12 protein-coding genes are annotated in these 13,635 nt (G+C 69.0%); 3 read left to right on the top strand and 9 right to left on the bottom strand.

Annotated features, from left to right (window positions below):
• Positions 1-10: 10 nt before the first annotated feature.
• From AB0L53_RS46745 to AB0L53_RS46705, 9 genes are all read right to left on the bottom strand, one after another.
• Positions 11-823, bottom strand: a complete 813-nt coding sequence (locus AB0L53_RS46745) for a carbohydrate ABC transporter permease (RefSeq protein WP_364009432.1) — start codon at positions 821-823, stop codon at positions 11-13.
• Positions 820-1,692 (bottom strand): sugar ABC transporter permease, encoded by an 873-nt coding sequence (locus tag AB0L53_RS46740; RefSeq protein ID WP_364009429.1) that lies wholly within the window; start codon positions 1,690-1,692, stop codon positions 820-822. The genes AB0L53_RS46745 and AB0L53_RS46740 overlap by 4 nt, the downstream gene beginning before the upstream one ends.
• Positions 1,682-2,989, bottom strand: coding sequence for an extracellular solute-binding protein (locus tag AB0L53_RS46735; RefSeq protein WP_364009426.1), 1,308 nt, complete (start codon positions 2,987-2,989; stop codon positions 1,682-1,684). The genes AB0L53_RS46740 and AB0L53_RS46735 overlap by 11 nt, the downstream gene beginning before the upstream one ends.
• Complete coding sequence (locus tag AB0L53_RS46730; protein ID WP_364009423.1) at positions 2,986-5,283, bottom strand: TIM-barrel domain-containing protein; 2,298 nt, start codon at positions 5,281-5,283, stop codon at positions 2,986-2,988. Before AB0L53_RS46730 ends, AB0L53_RS46735 begins: the two co-directional genes overlap by 4 nt.
• A gap of 154 nt (positions 5,284-5,437) precedes the next feature.
• Positions 5,438-6,349: a hypothetical protein gene (locus AB0L53_RS46725; RefSeq protein ID WP_364009420.1), complete on the bottom strand. Its 912-nt coding sequence runs from the start codon at positions 6,347-6,349 to the stop codon at positions 5,438-5,440.
• Between the two features lie 163 nt (positions 6,350-6,512).
• Positions 6,513-6,767: a hypothetical protein gene (locus AB0L53_RS46720; protein ID WP_364009417.1), complete on the bottom strand. Its 255-nt coding sequence runs from the start codon at positions 6,765-6,767 to the stop codon at positions 6,513-6,515.
• Between the two features lie 19 nt (positions 6,768-6,786).
• Entirely contained in the window at positions 6,787-8,481 is a 1,695-nt protein-coding gene (locus AB0L53_RS46715; RefSeq protein ID WP_364009414.1) for a S8 family serine peptidase, read from the bottom strand.
• Positions 8,482-8,507: 26 nt separating this feature from the next.
• Complete coding sequence (locus tag AB0L53_RS46710) at positions 8,508-8,870, bottom strand: hypothetical protein (protein WP_364009411.1); 363 nt, start codon at positions 8,868-8,870, stop codon at positions 8,508-8,510.
• 483 nt (positions 8,871-9,353) lie between these two features.
• On the bottom strand, positions 9,354-10,364 hold the full coding sequence (locus AB0L53_RS46705; protein ID WP_364009408.1) for a LacI family DNA-binding transcriptional regulator: 1,011 nt from the start codon (positions 10,362-10,364) through the stop codon (positions 9,354-9,356).
• A 127-nt stretch (positions 10,365-10,491) separates the two neighbouring features.
• On the opposite strand from AB0L53_RS46705, the gene AB0L53_RS46700 reads away from it, so the two are divergent.
• From AB0L53_RS46700 to AB0L53_RS46690, 3 genes are read left to right on the top strand one after another with little or no spacing between them, the layout of a single operon-like run.
• Positions 10,492-11,853, top strand: coding sequence for an extracellular solute-binding protein (locus AB0L53_RS46700; protein WP_364009405.1), 1,362 nt, complete (start codon positions 10,492-10,494; stop codon positions 11,851-11,853).
• On the top strand, positions 11,853-12,767 hold the full coding sequence (locus AB0L53_RS46695) for a sugar ABC transporter permease (protein ID WP_364009402.1): 915 nt from the start codon (positions 11,853-11,855) through the stop codon (positions 12,765-12,767). Before AB0L53_RS46700 ends, AB0L53_RS46695 begins: the two co-directional genes overlap by 1 nt.
• Entirely contained in the window at positions 12,764-13,606 is an 843-nt protein-coding gene (locus AB0L53_RS46690; RefSeq protein WP_357952753.1) for a carbohydrate ABC transporter permease, read from the top strand. The genes AB0L53_RS46695 and AB0L53_RS46690 overlap by 4 nt, the downstream gene beginning before the upstream one ends.
• Positions 13,607-13,635: the final 29 nt, after the last annotated feature.

The following is a 13,635-nucleotide window of genomic DNA, read 5'->3' as shown; positions in this document are numbered from 1 at the left end:
TCGGAAGCTCCTACTTGATGGCGCCGACCGTGATGCCCCTGGTCAGCGTCCGCTGGAAGATGAGGAAGAACGCGACGGCCGGGACGATGCCGAGCAGCGCCGAGGCGCTGGACATGGTGGCGTCCATGTACTTCTCGCCCTGCAGCACGCCGAGGGCGACCGGCACCGTCTGGGTGTCGTTGGAGACCAGGAAGATGAGCGGAAGGAAGAACTCGTTCCAGGTCCAGATGAAGAAGAAGATCACCAGGACCGACAGCGTGGGCCTGCTGATCGGGACGACGATCCGCCACAGCGCCAGGAAGCGCCCCGCGCCGTCCATCCGCGCCGCCTCGAGGATCTCCTTCGGGAACTGGCCGAGCACGGCGCTGAGCAGGTAGGTGCCGAAGGCGGCCTGGATGACGGTGAACACGATGATCACCGACAGCTTGGAGTCGTACAGGCCGGCCGCCTTGGCCAGGTAGTAGAGCGGGTAGGCCAGCGCCTCCTGCGGCAGCGTGTTGGCCACCAGGAACAGCACGAGGATCCACAGCCGGCCGCGTACCCGGCCGATGCCGAGGGCGTAGGCGTTGAGCACCGACAGCAGCACGGCGAGCACGGCGACGGAGCCGCTGATCACCAGGCTGTTGAGGAGCTTCTCGCCGAAGTCGACCCGGGTCCAGAACGCGATGATCCCGTCCAGGTTCAGGCCCTGCGGCGGGCTCAGCGGGCTGCCCGCCGAATACTCGGCGGGCGTCTTGAAGGCGTTGAAGGTGACGATGACGAACGGGAACAGCATGACGACGGCGAGCACCGTCAGCGCGGCCAGGATCGGGTAGCGTCTCACGGCTTCCGCTCCTGGAGGAACAGGAAGGCCGAGGTCACCACGACGATGATCAGCGCCAGGACGGTGGCGATGGCCGAGCCGTAGCCGATGTTGGCCTTCTGGAAGAAGTTCAGGTAGGAGAAGTACGAGGGCACCATCGTGGCGTTGCCCGGCCCTCCCCTGGTGAGCACGAAGATCGGCCCGAACACCTTGAGCGCGGCGATCGTGCAGGTCAGCAGGACGACGAAGATCTCAGGACGGATCTGCGGGATCGTGATGTGCCAGAACCTGCGCCACCACGAGGCCCCGTCGATCTCCGCCGCCTCGTGCAGGGCCGGGTCGGCCCGCTGCAGCCCGGCCATGAAGATGACGACCGGGTAGCCGAGCTGGAACCACACCATCACCGCCATCACGGTGGCCAGCGCGAAGTCGGGATCGCCGAGCCAGTTGACCTTCAGCCCGAAGATCTGGTTGACCGCGCCGTAGGTCGGGTGCAGCATCCAGCCCCACACCACCCCGGCCACCGCGACGGGCAGCACCTGCGGCAGGTAGTAGGCCGCCCGCAGAGCCGAGGCCGTGCGGGGGCCGAACCTCTTGCCGATGTAGTCGAACAGCGCGGCGGCCAGCACCAGCCCGATCACCGTGGGGATGATCGCCATCGCGACGATCAGCCCCACGTTGTTGCGGAACGACGTCCAGAACCGCTCGTCCGCGAACAGCCGGACGTAGTTCTGCGTACCGATCCAGGTGGGTGTGCCCACCCCCGACCAGCGGGTGAAGCTCGTCGCGACATTCATCACGAACGGCACGACGATGACCGCGGTGAACAGCACCGCGCTGGGGATCAGGTACGGCCAGTAGCCGCGCTCCGCTCGGGTTCTAGTTGCCAAGGTCGGCGAGGTTCTCGTTGTACGGCTGGGCGATCTCGTCGAGGACCTTCGCCGGGGGCTTGCTGCCGTTGATGAGGTTCTGGACGCCGGCCACGAGGACGTCGTAGTAGCCGGGGGCCGGCCAGTCGGGGTAGAAGGCCAGCTGGTCCTGCGAGGTGAGCTTGTTGAAGTTGTCGATGAGCTCCTTGCTCTTGGGGTCGGTGATGGCGGCCGGGTCGGCCGCGACGGGGACGCCGCCGGAGTTGCCGAGCAGGTTCTGGATCTCCTTGCTCATCGTGATGTCGATGAAGTCGTAGGCCAGGTCCTTGTTCTTGGACTTCTCGGGGACGACCCAGATGTTGCCGCTGGAGCCGGGGGCGAGCTGGTTGCCGGGCCACAGGAACGAGCCCCACTCGAACTTCTTGATCTCCGTCTGGAACCGGCCGTACCACCAGCTGCCGGACACCATGATCGGGAACTTGCCGCCGATGAACGCGGTGGCCATGTCCTCGGCCTTGATGCCGGCCGAGTCCTTGGCGATGTAGCCCTTCTTCACCCAGTCGGCCAGCGTGTCGGCGGCATAGGTGAGCTCGGGGCCGTGGAAGTTGACCTTGCCCTTGTAGAGCTCGTAGGAGTCGACCCAGGCCCGGTTGGCCTTGCTCAGCGCGAGCAGGTAGAAGATCTGCTGGGCGGGATATTCGGCCCCGGCGGTGGAGATGGGCGTGACGCCGGCCTTGGCGAACTTGTCCAGCGCGGCGGTGAACTCCTCGAACGTGGTCGGCACCGTGACGCCGTTCTTCTTGAACAGGTCCTTGTTGTAGTAGACCATCACGTATTCGCCGTAGTTCGGCACGCCGAACCACTTGCCGGAGCCCATGATGCCCCGGTCGTCATACTTGGCCGTGGTCTGCAGGCTGGCCGACAGCAGCTTGTCCCAGCCGCGCTTGGTCGCCTGCTCCGACAGGTCCGTCAGCAGGCCCTGCTTCGACAGCAATCCGGCGGTGGCGTTGCCCTTGTTGTACTCCATGACGTCGGGCGCCTCGTCGGAGTTGAGCACCATGCTGGCCGTCTTCTGGATCTGCTCGAAGCCCTTCTCCTCGAACTTCACCGTCACGCCCGGGTGGGTCGACTCGAACTTCTTGATCGCCGCCGCCCAGGCCTTGCCCATCGCGCCTTCGGCGCTCTCGTAGTGCCACAGTTTGAGCACGCGCGGCTGGCCGCTGGCGGCGGGCTGCTGCCCGTCGGAGCCGGAGCCGCAGGCGGTCAGGGTCAATGCCGCGACGGCGAGCGCCGCCGCGGCACTTCTCAGCTTGATCATGGTGTCTCCTGGGAGGTGATGACCGCCCGGACCGGGGCGCCCGCCACCGGGGCGAACTCGACCCCGGCGACCCGCTTCGGACCGGTGACGGTGACGTGCAGGGTGTCGCCGTCGCGGGTGGCCTCGACGACGGTCTCGCCGTCGAGATCGTGGACCGTGCTACGGCTGTCGCCGCCCCCGAAGGCGACAAGGGTGATCTCCGAGGGGACGTCCACGGTGTCCCCAGGCGTGGTGACCGGGATGAGCGCGCCGTACCGGACGAACAGCGGGATCCGCTCCAGCGGCGCCGAGACGGCGCGGTAGCGCCCGCCCTCCATCAGCTCCCCGGTCCAGTAGTCGACCCACCGGCCCTCGGGCAGGTACACCTGCCGGGTGCCGTCGGGCGTGGTCATGGGCGCGACCAGCAGGTCGCGGCCGAGCAGATACTCCAGGTCGGCCCGCCAGGCGACGGGGTCGCCCGGATGGTCGACGCACAGCGCCCGCATCATCGGCGCGCCGGTCCGCGCGGCGTCCACGGCCGCCGAGTAGAGGTACGGCATGAGCCGGTACCTCAGCCGCAGCGCGGCCACCGCCTCGGCCTCCACCTCGGGAAACTCCCACGGCTCACGGCTGGTGGTGCCGTGCAGTCGCAGCAGCGGGGACAGCGCGCCGAACTGGGTCCAGCGGACGTAGAGGTCGTCGGCCGGGCGGCCGGTGAAGCCGCCCGCGTCGTGGCTCCAGAACGGCACGCCCGACAGGCCGTGGGCCAGGCCGCCGCGCAGCGTGCTGCCCATCGCCGGGTAGCTGGTGAAGGTGTCGCCGCTCCACTGGGCCGAGTGCCGCTGGCCGCCCAGGAACGACGAGCGGGCCCAGACCAGGCCGTGTCCCTTGACCTCGCGGGTCACCTCGGCGACGGCGTCGTTGAACAGCAGCGTGTAGACGTTGTGCAGGTCGGTGCCGGTCATGCCGTTGAAGGCCGTCGCGTCGTGCGGCACGCCCTCGGCGAAGTCGGTCTTGAACGCCTGCGCGCCCTGCTGGAGCAGGGGGCGCAGCAGCCCCTGGAACCATTCGACGGCGGCCGGGTTGGTGAAGTCGACGATGCCGCAGGCCGGATAGGAGCCGTGCCAGCAGTCGGCGACGTACGCCTCCCCCTCCTGATTTTTCAGGAAATATCCGGCTTCGGCGGCTTGGGGGAAAGCTGGGCTCAGGTGGGAGATGTAGGGGTTCATCCAGAGGCAGACCTTGAAGCCCATCCCGTCGAGCTCGGCGAGCATCCCGGCCGGGTCGGGGAAACGCGCCTCGTCCCAGCGCAGGTCCGACCAGTGGCCGTCGGTCTGCCAATAGGTGTCCAGGTGCAGCACGTCGCACGGGATGCCGCGCTCGCGGATCTTCCGGGCCCGCGTCATGACCCGCTCCTGGCTGTCCACGAAGAAGCCCGAGGAGATCCAGGTGCCGAACGCCCACTTCGGCGGCAGCGCCGGACGGCAGGTCAGCCGGTCGTAGCGGTCGAGGATCTCCGGCGGCGTCGGCCCGGCGATCACGTAGTAGTCGATCAGGTCGTCGGGGACGACGATCTGCACGACGCTGTGCGTGGACTGGCAGACGTCGAACTCCGTCGGCGCCCCGCTGTCGACGACGATGCCGTATCCCCTGCTCGACTGGTAGAAGGGCACGTTCTTGTAGGCGCGCTGCGACTCGGCGCCGAAGGCGTCGAAGTTCCACATGACGGGCCGCTGGCCGCGCTTGTCGAGCGGGGTGAACGACTCCCCGAACCCGGTGAACGCCTCGTCGGCCGGCGCGGCGAAGCTCTCGTGGTAGGCCACCGTGACGCCGTCGGCGTGGGAGCGGCCGAACGGCAGCGTACGCAGCCGCCCGCTGATGTCGGTGTGCCCCCGGTCCTGCTCCACCAGCGTGGCGCCCGCCGCGTCGGTGAACCGCAGCCGCCACGGGTCCAGGGTGATCTCCGCGCGCAACGAGCCCGCGTCGATGGTCAGCCCGCCGGGCCAGGTCTCCACCCGGGCTCCCGCGTAAGTGCCCGGTGTCACCAGGGAGGTCGCCCGGGCCGAGCGGGTGCGGGCGTCCACGTCCTGGCCGAGCCGGACCCGGATCACCCCTTCGCCCGCCACCCGCACCTGTACGACCAGGCTCTCCTCCGCCGAGGTGATGCCCTTCAGCGTCACTCCGGAGTCGTCCACGGCCACCGGCTCGGCGGCGGTCAACGCGGACAGGCCCTGTTCGCCCCGTATGCGGACCGGCAGCTCCGGCGGGTCGGCGACAAAGTACTCGTGCGCGACCAGGGGCGGGCGGTAGGGCATGAAGGCTCCTTCAAGTGACCGGCACGGCTCGCGAGTTAGTTTTCCGTCCCAACCAACAAACGTCAACGGTCGTTCATTAGTTTAGATGCCAGCCAAACAAAGGAAGATGGCGTGGCGGTGCCGGGGAGAGCGCTGGGCCTCGCCTCAGACGCGGTCAGAGTCTCCGGATGCAGGTGATCGCCGGGTAGGGATCGGGGCCGTGGGCCAGCCCGTACAGCGTGGTGGTCGAGCTCGTCACCGAGTAGTCGGCCGGCCGCCGACACTCGAACTCGATGCTGACGTGCCCGACGACCTTCCCCCACGCCTTCTTGAGCTTGCAGGACACCTTCTTCAGCCCGCCGACGATGGAGTTCTCGGTGCCGAAGACCGTCTTGCGCTTCTTGGTCTTGGGCGCGGTCAGACAGCTCGCGAGCGCGTACTGCGGACCGACCTCCTTGGCGTCCTCACCCGGACCGACGCACACGTAAGAGCCCTGCCATTTGTAGGCGTAGGACCAGATCTTGCGCGTGCACGCCTTCTTCGTCTTGGTGAAGGACCTGATCCGGCCGGGGCCGTGGGCGTCGTAGCAGGCCCGCTCCTCGACGGTGACGACGGGATCGTCCTCGATGAGCGTGCAGTCGCCGACGCGCAGGAGCCCGCCGCCCTTGCCGACGTCCCCCGGATGCGGGGCGCGGCGGTTGCGCAGGCAGGCCGTGCGCGGCTCCTGACCGGCCGGGGTGTCCAGCAGTCCGTCGCTGTCCTTCGGGCACTCCACCGGCCCGTTGCCCTGGTAGACGAGCTTGGTGATCTGGGCCCCGGCCGTCACGAAGGCGCAGTCGACCAGCGCGGGGACCTGGCTGTCCGGCTTGGGCGCCTGAACGTCAAGGCAGCGCCCGGCCGCCCAGGGGGTCGGCTGGCTGGTCGGCCGGCTGCTCGGCTGGCTGGGGGAAGGCGGCGAATTCGGCGCGAGCGAGCCTGCGGCGGAGGGCTTGGGCGTGTTCTTCGGCGGGGCGTCAGCGTCGCAAGACGAGACGGTCACGATGACCGCCACCACCAGGGCCGTCACCGTCCATAACCTGCCGCTCACGTCCCGCCACCCCCGCCAGAGAGCCGTCGCGCAGATCTTCATCCACGACCCACCACCTGACAAGACACCGACGGCGGCCCGCCGCGGCCGACCCCGCCGAAGCGGCAGGGGGGTTCCCAGGCCCGGCCGATGAGGGGCCGAGCCTGGGTGGTGTGGTCGCCGGTCAGCCGATGGCGTAGGCGCGGGTGATCGTCTGGGTCAGTCCGATGCCCTCCGCGTCGGTCACCACCGCGCGGAGCGTGCCGAACCCGGCCTCACCCGGGTTCGGCACGCTGGCGGACCAGCCCGAGCCGGTGCGGACGACCGGGATCTTGCGCCAGTTCGCGCCGTCGTCGACGGACATCTCCAGCCCGACCGACTTCGCCTTCACCGGCGCGGACCCGGCGTTGCGCTCGATCCGGAGGGGCAGGCGGGTCACGCTGCCCGGCTTGGCGGGGTTAGACGCGTCCAGGCCCTCGGGGTTGTACCGGACCGCGGTCAGCGGCAGCGGCTGCGCCTTGGCGGTGGTCGCGGACGGGAACGTCCAAACGGACTCCACGCCGGTGGACAGCGCCGAGTGCGGGACCTGCCTGCGCGTTCCATGCGCCGTGGGTCACCCCGAGGGCGTAACCGCGCTGAATCTCGGCGCTCGGATCGTCAAGCATGATCTTGGCCGCCTTGCCCTGGCGCGCGTCCACTGTCAGCTTCTGGTCGCCGCCGTCGATCTTCAGCGCGGGGTCGGCAATCGTTATGATCCGCTTTCCGTCGATCCTCTCCGCGATCTCGGTGTAGAGGCTCCAGTCGCCCTCGGGCAGTCTTACCTTGGCCACGCCGTCCCGGAAGGCCGGCTGGTGGACGGCTCCGGTCTTCGCGTCGTAGATCTGGCTCTGCATGGGGTTGATGGGCTGGCCCTGCTTGCCGACGACGGTGAGCGTGACGTCGTAGGACTCGGGCTCGACGTAGGCGCCGGCCAGCGTGCGGACCACCGTCTCACCCGACTTGGCGGTGACCGTTCCCGGATAGTCGCCCGGCGCCTTGCCGCCGGCGTCGATGGTGAGCGTGACCGAGGCCTCGCCCTTGGCCGGGACCGTGACCTGATCGGCCGGCAGCTTCAGCACCTCGCCCTGAGCCGACAGGTCGAGGGTGACCGAAGCGTCGCTCGCATTGGTGTATGTGATCGTTTTGGTGGTGACCCGCTCGCCGGCGGCGTTCCAGGGGAAGGCCGCCCAGAGGTTGCCCTGCGCGACCGTGACCTGCTGCTTCAGCACGCGTTCCAGGTCGATCAGCCCGGCTCCCTGCTGATAGAGCGTCGGGCCCTGAGCGGGCGCGGCGCTGCCGATCAGCGCGGCCTTGAGCTGCGCGCCCGTCCACTCCGGGTGGCGCTGAGCCAGGATCGCCGCCGCTCCCGCCACGTGCGGGCTGGCCATGGAGGTGCCGCTGAACGACCGGTGGAGGCCGTCGGCGGTGCCCGCGGCGGCCGCGGCGACGATGTTCACGCCCGGCGCGGTCACCTCGGGTTTGATCGCGTGATCACTCACTCGCCGCCCGGGGCTGGAGAACTCGGCAAGGATACCCTTTTTGTCCACCGCGCCCACAGTCAGCGCCGCCTCAGCGCTACCGGGGCTGAGCACCCTACCGCGGGCGCCGTCATTTCCCGCCGCCGCGACGAACAGCGTGCCGGTCCGCTCAGAAAGGGTGTTGACGGCCTGCTCCAGCGGGTCCAGATCGGGAGCGTCCACGTCGCCGAAGCTCATGTTGACGACTTTGGCCTTGATCTCGACGGCCGCCCACTCCATACCGGCGAGGATGGCCGAATCGGTCGGGCCCGCAGCGCCGCCCACCTTCCCGATGGCCAGCTTCGCCTCGGGCGCCACGCCCCGATACTTCTGATCCCTTCCCGCCACGATCGAGGCGACATGAGTGCCGTGGCCGATGGAGTCGCGGATGTCGGGGTCGTCGCTGAAGTTGCGCTCCTGCTGTACCGCGTCCTTCAGGTCCGGATGGTCGGGGTCGTAGCCGGAGTCAAGGACCGCGACAGTGACACCCTTGCCCGTCATGCCCTGCTGCCACGCCTGCGGGGCACCGATCTGCTTGACGCTCTCGTCCAGCGAGAACGACCTGCGGCCGTCCAGCCACAGCTTGGTACGGCCCACCGTCAGGGCGCGGGCGCCGCCGCCCGTCAGGTCCTTCCAGGTCTGGGCGGCGTTCGCCTCGGCACGCGCGCCGCGCTCATCCCGAGGCTGGATAACTGCCGGACCCGCTGGGCGCCCTGCGGTGCGACGGCCTGCCCAGCGATCCCCTGCGAGATCACGGGTATGTCGGGGGTGTCGGCGTCGCCGTACTTCCAGACCAGGAGCTGGGTGACATCGAACAGCCGACGGTCCAGCACACCCTGGGCGATCAGCGGCGTGGCGTCGGCGGGTATCACGTACAGGTGGCCTCCGAGCACCTGGCTCGTGAAGTCCGCCTGCCTGCCGGGACCGGGCTCCACACGGTGCCCCGGCCCGGTGACCACGACCCGGTCACCGGTGATCAGGGTCACCCCGTTCTCCTGCTGAGGCGGCGCCTGGCGCATTCATCTTCCCGATCACAAAATTCCGTGCCGTCTGGGGGAAGCACAGCGAGACGCCCGGCGAGGGGCTTTCCCTGCCGAGCGTCTATCTTTTTGGGTGGAGCGTTGAGCTCAACGGCGGTGGCGGCGACGGCGGCGCGCGAGCGCCGCACCACTGCTGTCACTGGACAGATCCGGAGGCGCAGGATAGGGCGGGCGGATCATGCCGAAGAAGCACAGAATAGACATGGTGTTCTCCGTGGGATTCTGGTGTCAGCGGGGGCGGGTGCTGCCCCCGCTCTCCACGTTAGAACACCCCGAGCGTCCATATCCTGCCCGCCGAAAGGGCTTGTGACCTGGATTTTCATCTCCCGCGCCCATGCTGAGACCCTAGTCTCGGCACCGTCCACCGCGCTTTGCGCCGCGAGGATGTCGTTGTGGCGTTCCGACCCCGATAGGAAAGACTAGGCCCGGTCAGAGAGCGGTGCTCTCCCGGACGATGAGGCGGTGGGGGACGACGATCTCCGACGGTGCGGCGCCCGAGCCGTTGATCGACTCGATGAGGACGCCCACCGCCAGCCGGGCGATCTCCGCCTTGTCCGGGGCGACCGTGGTGAGGCTGGGCGTGCTGTACTGGCCCTCCTCGATGTCGTCGATGCCGACCACCGCGACGTCGTCAGGAATGCGGCGCCCGGCCCTGTTCAGGGCGCGCATAGCGCCGAGGGCGAGCAGGTCGTTGTAGCAGAAGACGGCGTCGGGCGGGTCGGGCAGCGCGAGCAGGCGCTCCATCGCCTCCAGGCCCAGACGCCGGTGGAAGCGCGGAGTCGGGACGATGAGCCGCTCGTCGACGTCCAGCCCCATCCGGGCGTGCGCCTGCCGGTAGCCGGACGTGCGCAGCTGCGCGGTCTCGCCGGTCGCGTACGGCTGATCGCCTATGGCGGCGACGCGGCGGCGGCCCTGCTCCAGCAGGTGCCCGGTGGCCGTACGGGCGGCGGCGACGTTGTCGATGGCGACGTGGTGGAAGCTGCCGTTGAAGATGTGCTCGCCGAGCAGCACGATCGGGACCCGGTTGCCCCGGCCGCGCAGCTCCTCGGCGGAGATGGCCAGCGGGCTCAGCAGCAGGCCGTCGAACATGCTGGCCCGCGAGTCACGGGCCAGCAGCTCACGCTCCCGCTCGGCGTCGCCGTCGGTCTGGTCGACCATCACGACGTAGCCGTGCGCCCGGGCCGCGGTGATCACCTCGCGCACCAGCTCGGCGAAGTAGGGGACGTCCAGCTCGGGAACGACCAGGCCGATCATCCCGGTGCGGCCCTGCTTGAGGTTGCGGGCGATCAGGTTGGGCCGGTAACCCACCTCGTCCAGCACGACCTGCACCCGGGCCCGCAGCTCGTCGGAGACCGGCGCGTAGCCGTTGACCACGTTGGACACCGTGCGGATCGAGACGTTCGCCCGCTTGGCGACGTCACGCAACGTTGGACGGGCCATGTTCCTCCTCTGCGGTTGGTGTGATCATAACTCACTCTTGCATCGTTGCAGAGGAGTATGCATGATGTCTGCATCGTTGCAGAGCGATTTCCGAAAGCCGCGCCGTACCCCCGCCCGAGGAGTAGAGATGTCCACACCCGCCATGGCCCGCCGCGGCTTCCTCAAGGGAGCGCTCGGAATCGGCGCGCTGGCCGCGGCCGGCGCCTGCGCTCCCGGCGGCAGCACCAGCGCGGCACCGAGCAAGCTGGCCAAGCCCACCGTCACGGCGTCCACGTCCGCCAAGGGCGAGATCACGATCTGGAACCGGTCCGGTGACTTGTTCAAGGTATTCGACGCGGCGATCGGCAAGTTCCGGGAGGCCTATCCCGGGGTCAAGGTGAACCACCTGGCCGTCGACATCGACGCCAAGCTGGCCAACACCCTGATCAGCGGCACCGATGTGCCGGACGGCAGCTTCTGGGACGACGCCAAGATCGGCGGCCAGTCCGAGCACCTGTACGACCTGACCGACCTGATCGCCCCCTACCGCGACAAGGTCGCCCCGTACAAGCTGTCCGTCAACACCGTCGGCGGCAAGATCTTCGGCGTGCCGTGGGACCTGGACCCCGGCCTGCTCTGGTACCGCGAGGACATCCTCCAGGACGCCGGCGTCGACCCGGCCGGGATCGGCACCTACGACGACCTGCTGACCGCGGCCCGGACGATCAAGGAGAAGGACCCGAAGACCAAGCCCATCCACCTGGACAAGAACCCGTTCCTCGGCCAGCTCTGGCTGGAGATGCTGGCCAACCAGCAGGGCACGAGCCTCGCCGACGCGCAGGGCAAGCTCCGGCTGGAGTCGGCCGAGTACCGGCGGACCCTGACCTGGATCCAGGACGCGGTCAAGGGCGACCTGGTCACCCACGCTCCCTACCTGGAAGCGGCCGACATCAACACCCTCGACAGCGGGCAGCAGGTGTTCGTCCCGTGGGCGATCTGGTGGTCGTTCGCGCCGCAGCAACTGCTCAAGGCCACCAAGGGCAAGTGGCGGGCCGCGCCCCTGCCCGCGTGGACGCCCGGCGGCGCCCGCAGCGGCGCCATGGGCGGCAGCAGCTTCATCATCCCCGCCAAGGCGAAGAACCCCGACCTGGCCTGGCTGCTGTACGAGTTCCTGTGCTTCACCGAGCCCGGCTGCACCGCCGTCTACGGCCCCAACAGCATCTACCCCGGTGGCCTGTCCACCTCCGTACCCTCCTTCACCCCGGCGCTCAAGCCGGACAAGCCGCTGTTCAAGCCGATCGACGCGCTCGGCGGCCAGGACCTGTGGAAGGTCGCCGTCGAGGCCGCCGCCACCATCCCGGCCGCCGCGCCGATCCCCGTGTGGTGGGCCCAGTCCGTGGACTATCTCGGTGACAACACCCAGCGCCTGATCGAGGGGAAGATGTCCCCCGACGACGTGATCGCCGAGTCGGCCAAGAAGATCCAGCGCAACCTGATCGACCGGGCCTGATGTCGACTCTCACCGCCACGACGGCCGGGCGGGCCGCCACCGGCTCACGGCGCCTGCCCCGGCTCTCGCCGTACCTGTTCATCGCGCCGTTCTTCGCGGTCTTCGCGGCCTTCGGCGTCTACCCGCTGATCTACGCGCTGCGCCTCAGTTTCACCCGCTGGCGCGGCGCGGGCGAGGCCACCTGGGTCGGCGTGGGCAACTACGTCTACCTGCTGACCAACCCCGACTTCTGGGCCTCGCTCGGCAACAGCGCGGTGATGTGGCTGCTGATCGTGCCGGTCCAGGTCATCGCCGGGCTGGGCGCGGCGGTGCTGCTGGCCAACGCGCGACTGCGGCTGCGCGGGCTGTTCAGGGTCGCCTTCATCGCGCCGTTCGTCACGCCGCTGGTGGCCATGGCGCAGGTGTGGATCGTGGTGTTCGACGAGGACTACGGGCTGGTCAACCACGCGCTCGGGCTGGTGGGCCTGCCCGCCGTCGGCTGGCTGACCTCCACCGCCTGGGCCAAGCCGACGCTCGCGCTGCTGTTCCTGTGGAAGACCACCGGATTCGCGATCATCATCCTGCTCGCCGGGCTGCAGGCCGTACCGGGTGCCGTGTACGAGGCCGCCTCGATCGACGGCGCCTCGCGGTGGCGGCAGTTCTGGTCGCTGACCGTGCCGCTCGTCCGACGCAGCATCGCCTTCCTGCTGGTCGTGCAGACGCTGGCGGTCTTCCAGATGTTCGCCGAGCCGTACGTGGTCACCGAGGGCGGCCCCTACGGCTCCACCACCACGGCCGGCCTCTACCTCTACGACCACATCTCGGCATCCGACCTGGGCACCGGTGCCGCCAACTCCTTCCTGCTGGTGCTGCTGGTGTTCGGCCTGTCGCTGGGCGCGGTCCGGCTGCTGCGCCCGAAAGACGAGGTGTTATGAAGCAGGCCAGGCCCGGTCCGGTGCAGTACGTGGTGCTTGCGCTGCTCGCCGTCGCGTTCCTGTACCCGATCTGGTGGGCGCTCAGCTCCTCGCTCAAGCCCGCCGCCGAGATCATCACCAGCCCGCTGTCGGTGGGCGGCCCGACGCTGGACAACTATCGGGCGATGTTCGCCGACGTGCCGATCGGCACCGGCTTCGTGAACACCGCGCTGGTCCTGGCGGTCAAGGGCGCGATGACGATGGTGTTCTGCCCGCTGGCCGGCTACGCCTTCGCCAAGTACACCTTCCCCGGCAAGAACGCGCTGTTCGGGGTGGTGATGCTCACGCTGATGCTGCCGACCCTGGTGCTGATCATCCCGCTGCTGCTGGAGATGAGCTCGCTGGGCTGGGTCAACACCTACCAGGCGCTGATCCTGCCGGGCAGCGTCGACGCCTTCAGCATCTTCTGGATGCGCCAGGTCATCGCCGCCATCCCGGACGAACTGCTCGACGCCGGGCGGGTGGACGGCGCGAGCGAGTTCGGGGTCTTCGCCCGGGTCGTCATCCCGGTGATCCGGCCCGGCCTGGCCGCGCTGGCCGTGCTGACCACCATGAACATCTACAACGACTTCGTCTGGCCGGTCGTCGCCGTCAACGACACCGCGCACCAGACGGTCCAGGTGGTGCTGTCGACCCTGGCGCAGAACGTCACCGGCAACCGCGTCGGCGCCGACTTCGCCACCGTCTGGGGTGAGCTGCTCGCCGCCGGCAGCATCGCCATGCTGCCGCTGCTGGTGATCTTCATCCTGCTGCAGCGCCACTTCATCAGCGGAATCCTCGCCGGCAGCGTCAAGGGCTGACCGCGCACACCTTCTCATGATCGGAGCAC

The organism is Nonomuraea sp. NPDC052129 (assembly GCF_040680095.1).
Taxonomy (GTDB): Bacteria; Actinomycetota; Actinomycetes; order Streptosporangiales; family Streptosporangiaceae; genus Nonomuraea.
This window is presented reverse-complemented; position numbering and strand designations above follow the sequence as displayed.